Annotated in this window: 16 protein-coding genes; 10 read left to right on the top strand and 6 right to left on the bottom strand. The window is 69.6% G+C overall.

Features of this window, described 5'->3' with window-relative positions; all coding sequences use genetic code 11:
* The first annotated feature begins 296 nt into the window (after window positions 1-296).
* From lnt to AB0B82_RS34090, 3 genes are all read left to right on the top strand, one after another.
* Window positions 297-1,865, top strand: coding sequence for an apolipoprotein N-acyltransferase (lnt, locus tag AB0B82_RS34100; RefSeq protein ID WP_360178270.1), 1,569 nt, complete (start codon window positions 297-299; stop codon window positions 1,863-1,865).
* Window positions 1,866-1,966: 101 nt separating this feature from the next.
* A complete protein-coding gene (locus AB0B82_RS34095) occupies window positions 1,967-2,452 on the top strand; it encodes an FxsA family protein (protein WP_360178268.1) in 486 nt (161 codons plus the stop codon).
* A gap of 499 nt (window positions 2,453-2,951) precedes the next feature.
* On the top strand, window positions 2,952-4,286 hold the full coding sequence (locus AB0B82_RS34090; RefSeq protein ID WP_360178265.1) for a hypothetical protein: 1,335 nt from the start codon (window positions 2,952-2,954) through the stop codon (window positions 4,284-4,286).
* Here AB0B82_RS34090 and AB0B82_RS34085 read toward each other — a convergent pair.
* The 3 genes from AB0B82_RS34085 to AB0B82_RS34075 form a co-directional block, all read right to left on the bottom strand.
* Complete coding sequence (locus tag AB0B82_RS34085; protein WP_360178262.1) at window positions 4,267-5,436, bottom strand: GDSL-type esterase/lipase family protein; 1,170 nt, start codon at window positions 5,434-5,436, stop codon at window positions 4,267-4,269. The genes AB0B82_RS34090 and AB0B82_RS34085 overlap by 20 nt on opposite strands.
* Window positions 5,433-6,020: a WHG domain-containing protein gene (locus tag AB0B82_RS34080; RefSeq protein ID WP_360178259.1), complete on the bottom strand. Its 588-nt coding sequence runs from the start codon at window positions 6,018-6,020 to the stop codon at window positions 5,433-5,435. The genes AB0B82_RS34085 and AB0B82_RS34080 overlap by 4 nt, the downstream gene beginning before the upstream one ends.
* A 99-nt stretch (window positions 6,021-6,119) precedes the next feature.
* Window positions 6,120-6,491 carry an RNA polymerase-binding protein RbpA gene (locus tag AB0B82_RS34075; RefSeq protein ID WP_130448290.1) on the bottom strand — a complete coding sequence of 124 codons (372 nt, stop codon included), beginning with the start codon at window positions 6,489-6,491 and terminating at the stop codon, window positions 6,120-6,122.
* Window positions 6,492-6,773: 282 nt separating this feature from the next.
* On the opposite strand from AB0B82_RS34075, the gene AB0B82_RS34070 reads away from it, so the two are divergent.
* Genes AB0B82_RS34070 through AB0B82_RS34055 form a run of 4 tightly spaced genes read left to right on the top strand, consistent with a single transcriptional unit; the run spans window position 6,774 to window position 10,568 of the window.
* A complete protein-coding gene (locus AB0B82_RS34070) occupies window positions 6,774-8,099 on the top strand; it encodes an HlyD family efflux transporter periplasmic adaptor subunit (protein WP_360178256.1) in 1,326 nt (441 codons plus the stop codon).
* On the top strand, window positions 8,089-8,781 hold the full coding sequence (locus AB0B82_RS34065) for an ABC transporter ATP-binding protein (protein WP_360178254.1): 693 nt from the start codon (window positions 8,089-8,091) through the stop codon (window positions 8,779-8,781). The genes AB0B82_RS34070 and AB0B82_RS34065 overlap by 11 nt, the downstream gene beginning before the upstream one ends.
* Window positions 8,781-10,010 carry an ABC transporter permease gene (locus tag AB0B82_RS34060; protein ID WP_360178251.1) on the top strand — a complete coding sequence of 410 codons (1,230 nt, stop codon included), beginning with the start codon at window positions 8,781-8,783 and terminating at the stop codon, window positions 10,008-10,010. Before AB0B82_RS34065 ends, AB0B82_RS34060 begins: the two co-directional genes overlap by 1 nt.
* A 12-nt stretch (window positions 10,011-10,022) precedes the next feature.
* Window positions 10,023-10,568: a hypothetical protein gene (locus AB0B82_RS34055; protein ID WP_360178248.1), complete on the top strand. Its 546-nt coding sequence runs from the start codon at window positions 10,023-10,025 to the stop codon at window positions 10,566-10,568.
* A gap of 72 nt (window positions 10,569-10,640) precedes the next feature.
* Here AB0B82_RS34055 and AB0B82_RS34050 read toward each other — a convergent pair whose 3' ends face one another.
* Complete coding sequence (locus AB0B82_RS34050; RefSeq protein ID WP_360178246.1) at window positions 10,641-11,435, bottom strand: class I SAM-dependent methyltransferase; 795 nt, start codon at window positions 11,433-11,435, stop codon at window positions 10,641-10,643.
* A gap of 47 nt (window positions 11,436-11,482) precedes the next feature.
* Between AB0B82_RS34050 and AB0B82_RS34045 the strand changes: the two genes are divergently transcribed.
* The gene (locus AB0B82_RS34045; RefSeq protein ID WP_360178243.1) at window positions 11,483-12,061 is read left to right on the top strand and encodes a TetR/AcrR family transcriptional regulator; all 579 of its coding nucleotides are present in this window, start codon (window positions 11,483-11,485) and stop codon (window positions 12,059-12,061) included.
* Between the two features lie 3 nt (window positions 12,062-12,064).
* On the opposite strand, the gene AB0B82_RS34040 is transcribed toward AB0B82_RS34045, so the two are convergent.
* Together AB0B82_RS34040 and AB0B82_RS34035 are read right to left on the bottom strand one after the other, a co-directional pair.
* The gene (locus AB0B82_RS34040; RefSeq protein WP_360178240.1) at window positions 12,065-13,438 is read right to left on the bottom strand and encodes an MFS transporter; all 1,374 of its coding nucleotides are present in this window, start codon (window positions 13,436-13,438) and stop codon (window positions 12,065-12,067) included.
* 66 nt (window positions 13,439-13,504) lie between these two features.
* The gene (locus AB0B82_RS34035) at window positions 13,505-14,257 is read right to left on the bottom strand and encodes a glycerophosphodiester phosphodiesterase (RefSeq protein ID WP_360178237.1); all 753 of its coding nucleotides are present in this window, start codon (window positions 14,255-14,257) and stop codon (window positions 13,505-13,507) included.
* 26 nt (window positions 14,258-14,283) lie between these two features.
* On the opposite strand from AB0B82_RS34035, the gene AB0B82_RS34030 reads away from it, so the two are divergent.
* Window positions 14,284-15,417: an aminotransferase class V-fold PLP-dependent enzyme gene (locus AB0B82_RS34030; protein WP_360178234.1), complete on the top strand. Its 1,134-nt coding sequence runs from the start codon at window positions 14,284-14,286 to the stop codon at window positions 15,415-15,417.
* The gene (locus AB0B82_RS34025; RefSeq protein WP_360178231.1) at window positions 15,414-16,049 is read left to right on the top strand and encodes a methyltransferase domain-containing protein; all 636 of its coding nucleotides are present in this window, start codon (window positions 15,414-15,416) and stop codon (window positions 16,047-16,049) included. The genes AB0B82_RS34030 and AB0B82_RS34025 overlap by 4 nt, the downstream gene beginning before the upstream one ends.
* The last annotated feature ends 804 nt before the right edge of the window (window positions 16,050-16,853 follow it).

The following is a 16,853-nucleotide window of genomic DNA, read 5'->3' as shown; positions in this document are numbered from 1 at the left end:
ACCGCAACAACTACAAGATCACCCACACCATCCACATCCACGACGGTTGACAACCACACCCCAGCCCTAACTGAGCGGCATTGGGGTTGCCCCCTGAAATTTTCGATGGGCAACCCTCCACTTGAGGGGTTGCCCTGCCGAATGGAGGGTTCGCGCAGCGCCCGGACGGTGGGAGCGGCATGGATCGGTGGTGCGGACGGGTCTGCGACCGCGAGCGGATACATTTGCCTGTCCGGGACGTTGTACGGTCGGGCGACCGGCGTCCGCCGGTGAGGTGAGGACAAGGGGTTGACCGCGTGGACCGGGTGAAGGCACTGGGGCGGCTGCTGCCGCGCGTGGCGGTGGCGGTGGTGGCCGGGGCACTGCTCGGGTTCGCGTTCGAGCCGCACGACCATCCGTGGCTGACGATCGTCGCCGTCCCGCTCTTCCTGGCCGCGTTGAACGGCAGCTCGATGAAGGCCGGCTTCCTGATCGGCGCCGGCTTCGGGATCGCGTACTACTCCGTCCTGGTGCCCTGGCTGAGTGTCATCGGCGGTGACGCCGCGATCGCGCTCGCGATTCTCGAGGGACTGTTCTATGCCGTCTTCGGGGTGTTCGCGACCCAGGTGCTGAAGCTGCGGTTGTGGCCGGTGTGGATCCCGGCGCTGTGGGTCGCGACCGAGTTCGCGACCGCGTCGGTGCCGTTCGGCGGATTCCCGTGGGGCAAGCTCGCGTGGGCCTTCGCCGACGTCGCGCTCGGCAGCCTGGCGGCGTACATCGGGATCGCGGGGCTGAGCTTCGTCGTCGCGTTCATCGGCGTCTGCGTGTACGCCGTACTCCGCCGGGGAACCGTACTGCGGATGCGCGCCGTCGCGGTCGTGGCCGGGCTGGCGCTGGTGTTCGGGCCGATGCTCATCCAGCTGTCCACCGCGGGCGACGGGAAGCAGATCCGCGCCGCGATCGTGCAGGGCAACGTGCCCGGCAAGGGACTGGAGTTCCTGGGTCGCGCGCGCACCGTGACGCGTAACCACCTGCAGGCGACACTCGATCTGCAGAAGCAGGTGGAGGCCGGCACCGAGGCGAAGCCGGACGTGGTGATCTGGCCGGAGAACTCGACCGACATCGACCCGTACAAGGACGCCGAGACCCGCGCCGACATCGAGGAGGCGGTGAAGGCGGTCGGCGTACCGATCCTGGTCGGCGCCGTCACCCAGGGGCCGGGCGTCAACGAGCGGCAGACCACGGGCATCGTGTGGGACCCGTCGACGGGCCCCGGTCAGCGATACGCGAAGCGGCACCCGGTGCCGTTCGGTGAGTACATCCCGTTCCGCGACCAGTTGCTGCCGTACATCAAGCGGCTCGAGATGGTCGGCGCGCAGACCGTACCCGGCGTCGGTCCCGGCGTGATGCCGATCCGCGGCGTCACGTACGGCGACGTGATCTGCTTCGAGCTCGCCTACGACAACGTCATCCAGGACGTGGTCAACGGCGGCGCCCAAGTGCTCGTCGTCCAGACCAACAACGCGACGTACGGCGGCACGGGTCAGCCCGAGCAGCAGTTCGCGATCACCCGGATGCGCGCGATCGAAACCGGCCGGACCGTCCTGATCGCGTCGACGAGCGGCATCTCCGGGGTGATCCGCCCGGACGGTTCGGTCGAACACAAGACCGGCCAGTTCGTCCGGGACGTGTACGTGGCCGACGTCCCGCTGCGCGACGGCCGCACGCTCGCCACCATCCTCGGCGGCTGGCCGCAGTGGATCCTCACCGGGCTCGGTCTGCTCGGCCTCGTGCTGGCGCTGGTCGAGCGCCGCCGCGGCAAGGCCGCCGTGCCCCCGCCGCCCGCGGCCGGTTCGGAGCAGCCGCGGGAGAAGGTCCCGGCCTGATCCCTTTCGGCGGCCCGGAACTTTCGGGAGCCTGGAACTTTCGGCGGCCTGGAACTTCGGCGGCCTGTAACACTGGAACGAATCGCTGGAAGGGGCGGGACATGGGTTGGTTGATCGGGCTGGCACTGCTCGTCGTGCCGATCGTGGAGATCTACGTGATCATCCAGGTCGGCCAGGTGATCGGCGGCTGGCCGACGGTCGCCCTGCTGGTCGCGGAGAGCGCGCTCGGCGCCTGGCTGGTCAAGCGCGAAGGCCGCCGCGCCTGGAACGCCCTGCAGAACTCGCTCCAGACCGGCAAGCTTCCGGGCCGCGAACTGACCGACGGCGCCTTGGTCCTGATCGGCGGCACCCTCCTGCTCACCCCCGGCTTCGTGAGCGACGTGTTCGGCTTCTTCTTCATCCTCCCGTTCACCCGCCCACTGGCCCGCCGCCTCGTCACCCGCTTCGTCAGCCGCCGCGCCACCACCCTCACCCCACCCGCCTTCACCCCCTTCATCCCGAACCCCGGCGCCGACCCCGGCGCCGGCAACAGGCGCCCACCCTCCGGCGACGTCATCCAAGGCGAAGTAATAGACCCCGACAAGTAACCCCACCCACCTCGCGCCCACCCGCCCCGGCGGCGCTTGCCCTGCGCCGCGGCCCTGCGCCGGGCGCGCCTCCCTTTGCGTTGGCACCCCACCACCTCACCTCGCCGGTCGGACGAGCCCGCGGCCGGCTGGGAAACAAATGTGCACCACGTGACGAAAAGTTTCCCAGCGGCCAGGGGTTCTGGCGCATCGTGGCGTGACCCGTCCGCGGGTGCGGCGCGTCGAGGCGGCGCCACGTGGTGGCGCGGCGGAAGCGGTGCGATGGGGGTGGCTCGGCGGGTGGCGGGGTCGGGTTGTGGTCGCGGTGGGTTGGGAGGGGGAGGAGACTGCTGGGGTCGGGTTGGCGGAGGGGGTGAACGCGAAGGTGGTTGGGCGACGGTTGCTGGGTCGGCCGGTGGGGCAGTTGGTGAGTGGAGTGCCGCACTGGGTACTGCGGTGGTTGCGAGCGCGGGACCCGGGGTTGGCGGCTACGCGGCGGGCGGGTCGGACGGCGGTGGTGATGCCGTTGCTGTTCGCGTTCTGCGCGGGCGTGCTGGATGCGCCGACGATTGCGACGTTCGCGGCGTTCGGGTCGTTCGCGATGTTGTTGCTGGTCGACTTCCAGGGGCCTCGGGTGCAGCGGCTGCGCGCGCAGGCGCAGCTCGCGCTGGCGTCGCTCGTGCTGGTTGCACTCGGTACGGTCGCCGGCCAGGCTCTGTGGAGCGCGATCGTCGCGACGGCTGTGGTCGCGTTTGTGGTCTTGTTCTCGGGCGTCGTCAGCTCGGTGCTCGCCGGCGCCGGTACGTCGTTGCTGCTCGCGTTCATCCTCTCGGTCGCGACGCCCACCCCACTGTCCGCGCTGCCGGATCGTCTCGCCGGTATCGCGATCGCCGGTGTGGCCGCGGTACTTGCCGTCTGGTGGCTCTGGCCGAGTCCGTGGAAGGATCCGCTTGCCGCACCGGCGGCGCGTGTCTGCCGGACTGCGGCGGCGCAGTTGCGTTCGGAGGCCGCGGACCCGATCGAGGTCGGGGCGGCGCGTAGCGGCCGGACCGCGGTGATGATCGACGAGCTGCGGCGGACGTTCACTGCGACGCCGTACCGGCCGACCAGTCTGTCGACGGGCTTGTCGTTGATCGTGGTCCGGATCGAAGACATCGCGCTCGGCTGCGCGGTCAGCCTGGTTGTCGGTCTGCTGTTCTGGCCGCGCGGCGCGACCACCGCCCTCGGCAAGGCGCTCGCCGAGGCGTACGTCGACAGCGCGCAGTATCTCGTCAACGCTGTCGGGTACGCCGTGGCATGCTGCGGACCTGGACCGGCCGCACCACAGGACGGACGCCGGGCAGCGGCCGCGGCGCCGCGCCTGGACGACACGTTCCGCACGTACCTCACCGAGCGCGGCGCGAAGCCCGTACCGCTCAGCGACATGACCTCGCTCGTCACCGGCGTGGTGGCGATCCGGCTGGCCGCCGACGCCGTACTCGAGCTCTGGGAACGGTACGCCGACGGACGCCCACCGACCGACGAGCGCGCCGCCGCCCAGGCCGCGCTGATGACTGCGGCCGACCGGCTCCGCGGGTGGTACACGACCCTCGCCACCAGCCTGGACGGCATCGGCCCGGTCCCCGAACCGTTGGACGCCGACCACGCCACCAAGAACCGCCTCGTCGAGGTCGTACGCCGTGACCTGAACGACCGTCACGGCAACGCGACACCGACCGCGATCCGGATCCTCTGGACCCACAGCCACCTCGAGGCTCTCCGTCGCCTCCAACCCGACCTGGCCACCGCGGCCGGCCGAACCACCAGCAACGGCAGTCCGGTCGCTGCCGGAGAGCTCAGCTCTCCGGCGGGCTGAACGGGCCTTTCGGGCCGAAGGCGTGGTCGGTGAAGCGGCTCGCCATCAGCTCGTGGGTGGCTGCGTCCGGGTGCAGGTCGTCGAGCAGCGGGGCGTTCAGGTTGTCGGCTTCGCCGTACAGCTCCCGGCCGTCCAGGTAATGGAGGTTGGGGTCGGTGAGCGCTCGCTGGGTGACGATCCGGGCCAGCTCGGTACGGATCACCGACAACGTGAGCTTGCCCGCGGCAACCTCGTCCGGGTTGCCGGTCGCGGCGAAACGGAGCTCGCCGGCCGCCAGCGCCGACAGGTCCCATCCGGTCGGTCCGGGCGTGTCCTCGTGGATCGGGCAGAGGATCGGGGAGACGACCAGCAGCGGCGTGTCGGGGTGTCCGTCGCGAATGGTGTCTAGGAACCCGTGGACGGCCGGCGTGAACGAGCGCAGCCGCAGGCTGTCGGAGTTCACGATGTTGATGCCGAGCTTGACGCTGATCAGGTCGGCGGGTGTGTCGCGGATCGTCCGGGCGAAGAACGGCTGGAGATACGCGCTGCCGCCGAAGCCGAAGTTGATCAGCTCGACGTCGTTCGCCGCGGCGACGAGTGCCGGCCAGGTCCCGGTCGGATGGGTCGCGTTCGACCCGTGGCTGATCGAACTGCCGTGGTGCAGCCAGACCGGACGGTCGATCGGCACCGCCTCCACCGAGGAATTGGTGCGCAGGGCAACGAGCTCGGTGGTTTCGTCGTGCGGCAACCAGATCTCGACGACCTTCGGGCCGGCGGGCAACCCGTCGACTCGCAGCGTCTCGGGATGCCCGGCTGTGGTCTCGGTAGCGCCGGTGGCCAGGTCGATCGTGATCACGTCGCCGCCCTGCGCGGTCCGCTGGGCGAACAGGTTGCCGTCGACAACCACGTCGTACACGCCGTCGGGGCGCGGTGGAGCGCCGATGTAGTCGCGCTTGGTAGGCACGGTCTCGAGCTCGACGACGGTTGCGTCGGTGCGGAACACGAGCCGCACACCGGAGGGCTGGGTGTCGACCATGGACATCTGACCGTCGTCGTACTGCGTTCGCGCCCAAGCGGGCAGGCGGTGCGGCAGGGTGCCGCGGCCGGTCTGCTCGAGATCGAACGCGCCGCGCACGATGTCGGTGGTGATCGGGGTACTGATGGTGGTCATGAGGGGTGCCTTTCGGGCCAGGTGCGCAGAAGGGAATCGACGGCGCCGAGGAGGCGGGGCCACGTGTCGTCGCTGGACGGAGAGCTGTGGTCGAAAGAGCCGGCGAGCTCGAGCGCCACGTAGCCGTGGATCAGACTGCCGAGCAGACGTACGGCGTCGGTCTCGGCGGGCTCGCCCAGGTCGTAGCCGCGCAGCACCGCACGCATGAGCTCGGAATTGCGCTTGCCGGCGGCCACGTACTCCGCTTGCAACGCGGCGCTCGACGCCGTGTGGCGCGATGCGGTGTAGCGGCCGGGGTGTTGCTTGGCGTAGGTGCGGTAGACGTCGGCGAGTGCCACGACGGCGTCCCGGCCCGCGCGACCGGCCACCGCGGACGCAGCGCGGTCGGCGAGCTCGGACAGCGCGACGGTCGCGATGCGGAGCTTCAGGTCGTCGGAGTTGCGGACGTGCGAATACAGGCTCGCGACCTGGACGCCGAACCGGCGCGCCAGCGCCGACACGGTCACCTGGTCGAACCCGACCTCGTCCGCGAGCTCCGCTCCGGCGTACGCCAGGCGCTCACCGGTCAACCCCACTCGTGCCATAACTCATTATGTGCATACCTAAAGCCTTTAGGCAAATGACGACAAGAAGAAACCCTCACCGCGCCGTTGCGATGAGGGTTCCGGTGAACCGGGTGTGGCTCAGGCGGTGCGCTTGGTCCGGTGCAGGTGCGCCGGCCCGATCTCGCCCTTGCGGAGCAGTTCGACCCGCTCGGCAAGCAGCTCCTCCAGCTCGGAGATGCTCCGGCGCTCACGCAGCATGTCCCAGTGCGTACGCGCGGGCTTCTCCTGCTTCGGCTCGGGCTTCTCACCGGTGGACCGGGCGGCCTCGCTGCCGCAATGCGGGCACTCCCACACCGCGGGCACCTCGGCGTCGTGCGCCATCGTCACCTCGACCACGTGACCGCGCGGGCAGTCGTACGTGATCATCTGGCGTGGCGCGAACTCGACACCGCGGTCATCCTCGAAGCTGACCCCACCCAGCCCCGAACCACGCAGTACGCGATTAGACATGTCAAACCTCCGAGATCGTCATCCGTGCCAACGGTCGGCCGGCCCGGATCATTCCCATTTTGGCATGTCCGAGCCATATGTACGCACCTGACAGCACCGTCGTGACCTGGCGTCATCAGCTGTTCACACAGCACGGCGTGTCGCGAGCCGTACGGCGTACGACGCACCGGGCCGGTTCCTGGTTCGCTCTCCGCAGGGTGCCCTGACTCACAGCAACGTTCACAGCCAGTTGCCAGGAATCCGGGATCTCCTCCTCAGCAATCAACCCTAGCCTCACCGTCCATGGTGCTACCCCGCCACAAGCTCCGTGGCCTCAACCTGGTGAACGTGGGCCTGGTGGCCGTCGTGCTCGCCATCGCCGTCACCGCCTACTTCCTGTTCTTCAAGAAGGATCCGCCGGCGGCCAGTGCAACCCGGCCGACCGCGACCGTGCAGCGGGGTGAGGTCACCGCCGGCGTGAGTTCGAGCGGCACGCTGCAGAGCTCACAGACCGCGTCGCCGCAGTTCGAGACCTCGGGCACGGTCACGCAGGTGCTGGTGAAGGTCGGCCAAGTGGTCGCCAAAGGTACGCCGATCGCGAAGATCGACCCGGCCGCGGCGGAGCGCCAGCTGCGGATCGCCCAGCAGAACCAGATCGCCGCCGCGAACTCGGTCACCGCGGCCGAGGAGACATTGAGCGACGCCCAGGAGGCCCTCGAGGAGTCCTCGGCGACACCGACCACCACCCCGAGTGCAGACGGAAGGCAGACTCAGCAGTCTCAAGGTCAAGGCCAGGGGCAGAGTCCGCAGGTCGCGGTCAGCAACGCCGAGGCGAGCTTGGCCAAGGCCAAGGCCGACAAGGAACAGGCCGACCAGAACGTCGAGGCGGCCCAGGCTGCCGTCGATGCGACCACGCTGAAGGCGCCGATCGCCGGCACGATCACCGCGGTCAACGGCGCCGTCGGATCCGTCGCCGGGGGCGGTACGGGCTCGCCGTCGACCACCAGCGGTCAGGGCTCTACGTCAGGTCAAGGTTCAGCCTCGACGACGGCCGGCTCGTCCGGCTTCGCCGACATCGCCGACCTGAAGACGCTGCAGGTGGTGGCCGCGTTCCCCGAGGCCGACGCGATCAAGATCAAGCCCGGCCAGAGCGCGACGGTCACGCTGAACGCGGAGCCCGGTACGACGCTGACCGCCACGCTGGCGTCCGTGTCGCCGACGCCGACCACCACCAACGGTGTCGTGTCGTACTCGGCCACGTTCAGCCTCGCGAAGCTTCCGGCCAACGCGCGGATGGGGCAGACCGCGAACGTCACGGTCCAGACCGCGAAGGCCGCCGACGCCCTGTACCTGCCCAGTACGGCGATCGCGACCAGCGGGACGACGTACACGGTGACGATGACCGACGGCAGCGGAACGCGCGAGGTGAAGGTCGGCGTCCGCGGCGACAGCTACACCCAAATCACCTCCGGCTTGAACGAGGGCGACCAGGTCGAGCTGCTGCAGGGGCCCCTCGGCGCCGCCGTGAACCAGAGCGGCGAGGGCCGACGCCAGTTGCCCGGCAACGGCCAGCTTCCCGGTGGGTTCGGAGGCGCAGGTACGGGCACCGGAGGTTTCCGTGGCCGGTGAGCCTCTGATCGAGCTCCGCGGTGTGACGAAGACGTACGGCCAGGGCGAGACCACGGTCCATGCGCTGCGCGGCGTGTCGTTGCGCGTCGACGCGGGGGAGTACGTCGCGGTGATGGGCTCGTCCGGATCCGGCAAGTCGACGTTGATGAACATTCTCGGCTGCCTCGACGTACCGACTCGGGGTGAGTACCTGCTCGACGGCAAGGACGTGGCGCGGCTGTCCGAGGATCAGCAGGCGCTCGTTCGCGGCCGCAAGATCGGGTTCGTCTTCCAGTCGTTCAACCTGATCCCGCGGACGACCGCGCTCGCCAACGTCGAGCTGCCGCTGACCTACGCGCGGCTCAGAAGGCCCGAACGAAGGCAGCGAGCCACCAGGGCGCTCGAGCTGGTCGGCCTCGCCGACCGTACCGGCCATCGCCCGAACCAGCTGTCCGGCGGTCAGCAGCAGCGCGTCGCGATCGCCCGAGCCCTGGCCACCGGCCCGCGGATCCTGCTCGCCGACGAACCGACCGGCAATCTGGACGCCGAGTCCACCGAGGAGGTACTGCGGATGTTCGACGACCTGCACCTCGGTGGCCGCACGATCGTCGTGATCACGCACGAGCACGAGGTCGCGACCCGTGCGCGCCGGTTGGTCCAGGTCGCCGACGGCCGGATCGTCGCCGACGAGGTGACGCGCTGATGTCACCCCGCGACCTGATGGGCGCTGCCCTGCGCGGTCTGAGCGCGAACAAGCTGAGATCGCTGCTGACCGTGCTCGGCGTTGCGATCGGTGTCGGTGCGGTCATCGTGCTGGTTGCGGTCGGCAACGGCTCGGGCAAGGTGGTGCAGGACCGGCTGGAGGCGATGGGGACGAATCTCCTCACGGTCTCCACCACCGGCGGTGGCGGCGGCTTCGTCCGCGGTCAGGCCGGCCCGGCGAACCAGCAGTACAGCCTGACGCTCGAGGATGCGGCCGCGCTCGCCGACAAGTTCCTCGCTCCGGATGTCTCCTCGGTCGCTCCAGTCATGACGAGCTCAGGTACGGCGACCAACGGCGACACCAGCTACACCCTGAACCAGGTGATCGGTACGACGCCGGAGTACCTCCCGGCGACCAACACGCCGGTGCAGCTCGGCAGCTCGTTCACCCAGGCAGACGTGGACGCCGCGCGCCGCGTCGTACTGCTCGGGCAGACGGCCGCGTCCGAACTGTTCACCCGGCCCGCGGCCGCGGTCGGGCAGACGATCAAGCTCGGTGCCGCCGACTTCACCGTGCTGGGCGTCCTCGCGAGCAAGGACAGCGCCGGCTTCAACGACCCGAACGCGACCGTCATCGTTCCGATCAGCACGCTCCGCGCCACCCAGGCCGGGTACGGCGCTCTCAACCAGATCGTCGTCCAAGCGGCGAGCCAGGACCGCGTCGACATCGCCCAGGCCGAGGTCACCCAACTACTCGCGGCCAGGCATCAGGTGCCGGCCGATCAGACGTCACCGTTCCGGATCACGAACTCCGCGCAGATCTTGCAGACCAGCCAGGACACGGCGGCGACCTTCACCGCGTTGCTCGCGGCGGTGGCCGCGATCAGCTTGGTTGTCGGCGGCATCGGCGTCACGAACATCATGCTGGTCACGGTCACCGAGCGGACCCGCGAGATCGGCATCCGCAAGGCGCTCGGAGCGCGCCGCCGGACCGTCCTCGGCCAGTTCCTGATCGAAGCGACGCTGCTCAGCCTGATCGGTGGCGCGGTCGGCGTCGGCGCCGCGCTGATCCTCACCCGTTTCCAGCTGGCCGGTGTGCAACCGGTGCTGGTGCCGTCGTCGATCGGGCTCGCGTTCGGCGTGTCCGCGGCGGTCGGTCTGTTCTTCGGCAGCATGCCCGCGCACCGCGCGGCCGGGCTGCGTCCCATCGATGCACTACGCCATGAGTGAGAGGCCTTCGAGATGAGTCACCAGACGCCCGACGAGTTCGCCCAGATCGGGTCCGACGAGGAGGTCGACGCGGCGCTGAAGCCGAAGAGGACCCTGAATCTGCCACTGGCAACTGCGATCCTGACCGGTGTCGTCGTGCTCGCGCTCGGCCTGGCCGGCGGCGCCGGATTGCATGCCGCGTTCGCCTCGAGCGATACGCCGAACCAGCCGCAGGCCGGTGCCCGCGGCTTCGGCGGGTACGGCGGTTTCCGCGGTGGCGCGAACGACCCGAACCGCCAGGGCCTGGGCGGCCAGACCGGCCGTGGGACGGTCGGCACGGTGGTGTCGGCGAACGGCTCCGAGCTGGTCGTGAAGACGCAGTCGGGCAACGTCACGGTCAAGCTCACCGGCGAGACGGCGTACGAGATCACCGCCAAGGGCACTGCGGCGGATCTCAAGGCCGGTGAGCAGGTGGTGGTGAGCGGTCAGGATTCCGGCGGCACGATCACCGCCGAAACGGTCCGCCAGGGTTCGTTCGGCGGCTTCCGGCCGAACCCGAGCTCGACACCGTCCCGCTGAGCGGCGCCGACCGCCCTGCACTGACGGCTGCACTGATGCTGCACTGACGCTGCACCGCCCGCGCGGACGGTGTCAGGCCCGGGTCGCCAGCAGCGCGACAGCGTAGGAATCGAGGGTGAAGGCGCCACCGACGGCGTCGATCGCGGCACCGGTCCGGTCGAGCACCAGTTCGAGCTTGCCCGCGTCGGCCAGTGGTTTCGCGAGGCCGCTGGTCCGGACCTGGTCGAGCCACTCGGTGCGCGTGTAGTCGCGGCTCCACGCGAAGGTCGGCCGCTCCAGCCCGGTGAACACTCGGGTCTGGCCGAGTCCCTCGGCGGCCCGGTCGATGATCTGCTGGTACGCCGTCTGCGGGGTGGCGGACTGTGCGCTCAACGGGCCGCGCGGCAGCACATCCCGGTAGACCTCGGTGAACGCGGCGTCGAGTTCGGCCGGTGGCTGCAGCACGTACCAGAAGACCGCGAACGTGCCGCCCGGTCGAAGAACGGCGGCCGCCTTCGCGGCCCCGAGTACCGGGTCGACCCAGTGCCACGTCATCCCCGCGACGAGCGCGTCGAACCTGCGCCCGCCGGCGTCCCACGACTCGAACTGCGACACCTCGACCTCGACGCCGGTGGACCGCGCGTACGCCGCCATCCGCTCGTCGACGTCGACACCCAGCACCTGGCATCCGGCCGCCTGGAACTGGCGTGAACTGATCCCCGTGCCGCACCCGACGTCGAGCACCTCGGGTCCCGGTGCAGCAGCGACCACGGCCCCGATCAGTGCGTCGGGGTAGCGCGGCCGGGCCCGGTCGTACAGCGCGGCATCGGCGCCGAAGGACTCGGCCATGGTGCGTTGGCGATGCGGATCCGGCGGTAGAGTGGGCATACGCCCACCATAGTGGGCAAGTGCCCACTCGAGTCAAGGAGACAGCAATGCCGACCGGCGTGGCGCTGCGGGCTGCGCGCGAGCAGCTGTTCGACGCGGCCGAGCGGGTCCTGCTGCGCGACGGTCCCGAGGCGCTGACGAGCCGCGCGGTCACCACCGAGGCCGGCTGCGCGAAAGGCGTGCTCCACAAGCATTTCACGGACTTCGACGGCTTCCTCGCCGACCTCGTGCTCGACCGGATCGGGCGCGTCCATGCCCAGGCCGAGACACTGCTGAAGGCGACGGGACAGGGGAGCGTCGTGGACAACCTGACCACGATGCTGACCGACCTGTTCGGCTCGGTCGCGGTGGCAATCATCAGCCTGACGATCTCCCGCGACGGCCTGCGGGCGCGGTTGCGCGCCGCCGTCCCGACCGGCGTACCGATCCTGACCGAGGCCGGTCAGGCGATCCGCGACTACTTGGTCGCGGAGCAGACCTACGGCCGCATTCCGGGTGACGCCGATACCGATGTTCTCGGCCTCACGCTGATCGGCTCGACCCATCTGCTCTTCGCGGACCGCACCGGCACCCGTCCGACCTCCGACGAGGTCCGTGCCTTCGTGGCGTCCGTCGTACCCGGGTAGGCGTCAGACCACGCTCGGTTGGGGATTGCCGGCTTCGGTGATGCCGCGGCGCATGTCGACCCGGGTCAGCAGGGCCAGTCCGATGACGAAGAAGGCGCCGAGGGCCACGATCGCAGGGCGATAGGACCCGGTGAGCTGGTGGACCAGGCCGAACACGAGTGTGCCCAGCCAGGACGTGCCGCGTTCGCCGGCCTGGTAGAGCGAGAAGTACTCCGCCTCGCGGCCCTTCGGGATCAGCTGGCTGAACGCCGACCGTGACAACGCCTGCGTCCCGCCGAGCACGATGCCGATCGCGACACCCATGGTCAGGAACGGCACGATCTGCCGTTCGGGCAGCATGAACCCGGCGATCACGATCAGGATCCAGATCACCAAACCCCCCGAGATCGTCTTGTGCGCGCCGTACCGCTGGGCGAACCGGCCGAAGGCGATCGCACCGAAGAACGCGACGAGCTGGACCAGCAGGATGGTGGCGATCAGCACCTGGGTCTCGAACCCGAGCTGCTTCTCGCCGTACGTCGACGACACCGAGATGACCGTCTGGATCCCGTCGTTGAAGAACAGGTAGGCGATCAGGAACAGCATGGTCATCTTGTACGCCCGCAGGTGCCGCAACGTCGCCGCGAGCTGCCCGAAGCTCTGCCGCACCAGGCTGCCGCTGCGCACCGGGACAACGGCCACCGGCGGCCGGTCGCGGAGCCTGAAGAAGGGAGCGAACGTGAACAGCCCCCACCACAACCCGGCGCTGAGCAAACTGAGCCGGACGGCGGTGCCCTGGCTCATTCCGAGCGCATCATGTGCCGTCACGACTGCCAGGTTGACCAGGAGCAGCAGGAAGCCACCGGCGTACCCGAACGCCCAGGCCCGCGACGAGACCGCATCACGCTGGTCGGGCGGCGCGATGTCGATCAGGATCGAGTCGTAGACGACGAGCGACGAGCCGAGACACAGGTTGCCGATGAACAGCAGCAGCGCTCCGAGCGCCCACCGGCCGCCGCCGACGAACACCATGCTGCTGGCCGCGAGCGCGCCGGCCCAGGCGAATCCGCACATCAGCAGCTTCTTGCGGGTCATCCGGTCCGCGATCGCGCCGACCACCGGCAGGAACAGCGCCGACACCAGCGTCGCTACGGTCACGACGTAGAAGGCCAGCGAGCCGGGGGAGATGCCGAGCCCGAGCACGTTCAGGTTCGTGTGACACGGGTTGTCGGTGCTGCCGACGTACCCGCAGGCGGCCGTCTCCGCGACCGACGTCAGGTACGGCGCGAACAGCACGGTGCCTGTGGTGGTGACATAGCCCGAGTTGGCCCAGTCGTAGAGGCTGAACCCCCAGTACTCGCGCTTGTCGACCGCCGGCGGGGCGGAGAGGTATCCCATGCGCGGAAGTGTGTCAGGTCCGGGGGACGATCGGGCGGACCCGAAGACAACACTTCGGCCACTACCTCAGGCCCACTGACCCCGTTCCTTCAGCACGTCCCGCAGTACGTCGGTGCGGTCGGTGATGATGCCGTCCACACCGGCGTCGAGCAGCCGGTGCATCGTCGGCGCGTCGTCGATCGTCCACAGGTGCACCTGCTTGCCGCGCGAGTGCGCCCGCCGGATCAGCCCGGGGGTGAGGACGCGCAGCGGGCCGTACCGCTCCGGGATCTGCAGGCACGCGCCGCGGGACGGCAGCGCGAACGGCAGGAAGCGGATCAGTCCGGCCTCCCAGTCGCCGTACCCCGTGCACAGCCGAGGTCCGAGCAGCTTCCGGATCCGCCGGACCCGCGACTGCGAGAACGACGACACGCAGACCCGGTCGATCGCGTCAGCAGAACGCAGTACCTTCGCGGCCGGCTCCAGGCCACTCTCAGCCTTGATGTCCAGGTTGAACCGGATCTGCGGGAACTGCTCGAGCAGCTCGTCCAGGCGCGGGATCGGCTCGTGGCCGTTGATCTTCGCCTTGCTGACCTCCGACCAGGGCAGCTCCTCGATCACGCCGGTCCGGTCCGTCACCCGGTCCAGGACCCGGTCGTGGAACGCGATCACGACGCCGTCGCTGGTCGCGTGCAGGTCGGTCTCCAGGTAGCGGTAGCCGAGGTCGACGGCGTGCCGGAACGCGTGCAGCGAGTTCTCGTAGCCGATGTTGTCGGGGTGCTTCGCGCCGCCTCGGTGGGCCATTGCGATCGGGCCGTCGTGGTCGAGGTAGGGGTACACGTCAGGAAGTATGTACCGTTTGCGTGGTGACGGTACTCAGCCCCCGCCCCGACCTGTGGACCCTCGACCCCGGCGTCCTCCACCTCAATCACGGTTCGTACGGCGCCGTGCCGCGGCGGACCCAGGAGGTGATGGCAGCGCTGCGGACCGAGATGGACGCCAACCCGATGGTCTGGTTCCGCACGGTCGCCGACCGGCTGACCGCGAGCCGGCTCGCCTTGGCGGAGTTCCTGCAGACCGACCCGGACGGGTTCGCCCTGGTGCCGAACGCGAGCGCCGGCGTGACCGTCGCGCTGCAGACGCTGCCGATCCCGGCGGGCTCGCGGATCGTGCTCACCGACCACGTGTACGGCGCCGTCCGGTACGCCGCGGAGCGGTTCGCGAAGGACCGCGGCGCCGAGGTCGTGAAGATCCCGATCCCGCTCGAGGCCGACGACGAGACCGTGGTCCGACTGATCGAGCCGCAGCTGGACGGCGCGTCGGTGCTGATCGTCGACCAGATCACCTCCGGGACGGCCAAGGTGTTCCCGATCGAGGCGCTGGTCGGGGCTGCCCACGCGCAGGACGTCCCGGTCGTCGTCGACGGTGCGCACGCGCCGGCGCTGATCGACGCCCCGGCCGCCGGCGGCGCCGACTTCTGGACCGGCAACTTCCACAAGTGGCCCGCGGCGCCGCGCGCGACGGCCGGTCTGGTGGTCGCCGAACGGTGGCGTGCGGCAACGATGCCGCTGATCGTCTCGTGGTCTGAGTACGACGAGCGGCTGCCGGAGCGGTTCGACATGCAGGGGACGTACGACTACGTACCGTGGATCGCCGCGCCGGAGTCGCTGCGAGTGCTCGCCGAGCTCGACTGGTCCGTACGGCGGCCACAGCTGACCGCGCTGGTCGAGGAGGGGGCGAGCCTCCTCGCCAAGGCGCTCGGGACCGGTGTCGCCGAGGTGGTGCACCCGTCGGCGACGATGCGCCTGGTCGAGTTGCCGTCCTGGGTCGACCTGAGCGGCGGCGACACGCTGAAGATGCGGATCTCGCGCGAACTGAAGGCCGAGATCACCTTCACCGGCTACGAGGAGCGCAACTTCATCCGGCTGTCGGCGCATGCGTACAACGCGCTCGCCGACTACGAGAAACTGTCGGAGGGGCTGCCTAGGGTGCTCGGGTGAACGACATCCAGGGTTCCTACAACGCCGCTGCCACCGACTACCACCAGGTCCTGAAGGACTACCACCGGCAGGATCCTTTCGAGCTGGGTGCTCTGGAGTACTTCGCCCGCCTCATCGACGACGGACCGGTCGGCGACCTCGGCTGCGGCACCGGTCGCATCACGGCGTACCTGGCCGGTCAGGGACTCGACGTGTTCGGCGTCGACCTGACGCCGGGGATGATCGAGGTGGCCCGCCAGGAGTATCCGGAGCTGCGATTCGAGGTCGGTTCGCTGTACGGGCTGGATCTCAAGGACGACGAGCTCGCCGCAGCACTGGCGTGGTACTCGCTCGTCCACACGCCGCGCGAGGACCTCCCGCTGGTCTTCGCGGAGCTGTACCGCGTGCTCCGGCCCGGTGGCGTGCTGATCCACGGCTTCAAGGTCGGCGACGGCAGCCGGCCGCTCAAACAGGCCTACGGTCACGACCTCGACCTGGAGGTCTACATGTACGACGTCGCGGACGTGGCCGGGCTGCTCGCGCGCGCCGGGTTCGCCGAGGTGGCGACCCTGACCCGCGCGGCGCTGCCCGGTGAGAAGGACGCGGCGCAGGCCGCCCACATCGTCCGCAAACCGGGTACCCGGCTCGTGTGACTGATCCGCGGGTGGGTCCGGGTGACCGCGTCGGCGCCCACCCTGCACGACCGCGCGTCCCCGCAACCAAGTCCCCTTGAGCCCCCACCGCGGACCCCCATCCGGCCCCACCCCGGCGCCGCGCACTCCACCCCGGCGCCGTGCACTCCGTCCTGGGACCCGTGCACTCCACCCCGGCGCCGTGCACTCCGTCCTGGGACCCGTGCACTCCACCCCGGCGCCGTGCACTCCGTCCTGGGACCCGTGCACTCCGTCGTGGGACCGTGCGCCCCCGCCCAGGATGGTGCGCCCCCGTCAGGGACCTCGCACAACTGCCCGGCACGTTGGACACCTGCTCGGGACGTTGGACACCTGCCCGGGATCTCGCACAACTGCTCGGGACGTTGGACACCTGCTCGGGACCTTGGACACCTGCCCGGGATCTCGCACAACTGCCCGGCACGTTGGACACCTGCTCGGGACCTTGGACACCCGCCCGGGACCCTGCACACCCGCCCGGGACCTTGAACAAGCAATAACCTGTCCACACCCACCACAACCTGTTCAAGCCTCCGACTTCTGCCCGCACGACGACCGGCGCGGCCGATCTCGTACGAGCGGATATCCGCGTGAGTTGGGGGTTCTCTGCTGGTGTGCCGATGAAGAACCCCCGATTCGAGGGGTATCCGGCTCTTGTGACCAATCAGTGGGTGAGCCCGGGTACCCGATTCGGCGCCCACGTTGGACGACCGCGCGCGTTCCCGCGCGGTGGGTTCACCCATCGTGTTGTGGGTTCCTGACCCGTGTGAAGGGTACGGAACCCAC

This window comes from Kribbella sp. NPDC048915, assembly GCF_040649595.1.
Lineage (GTDB): Bacteria > Actinomycetota > Actinomycetes > Propionibacteriales > Kribbellaceae > Kribbella.
This window is presented reverse-complemented; position numbering and strand designations above follow the sequence as displayed.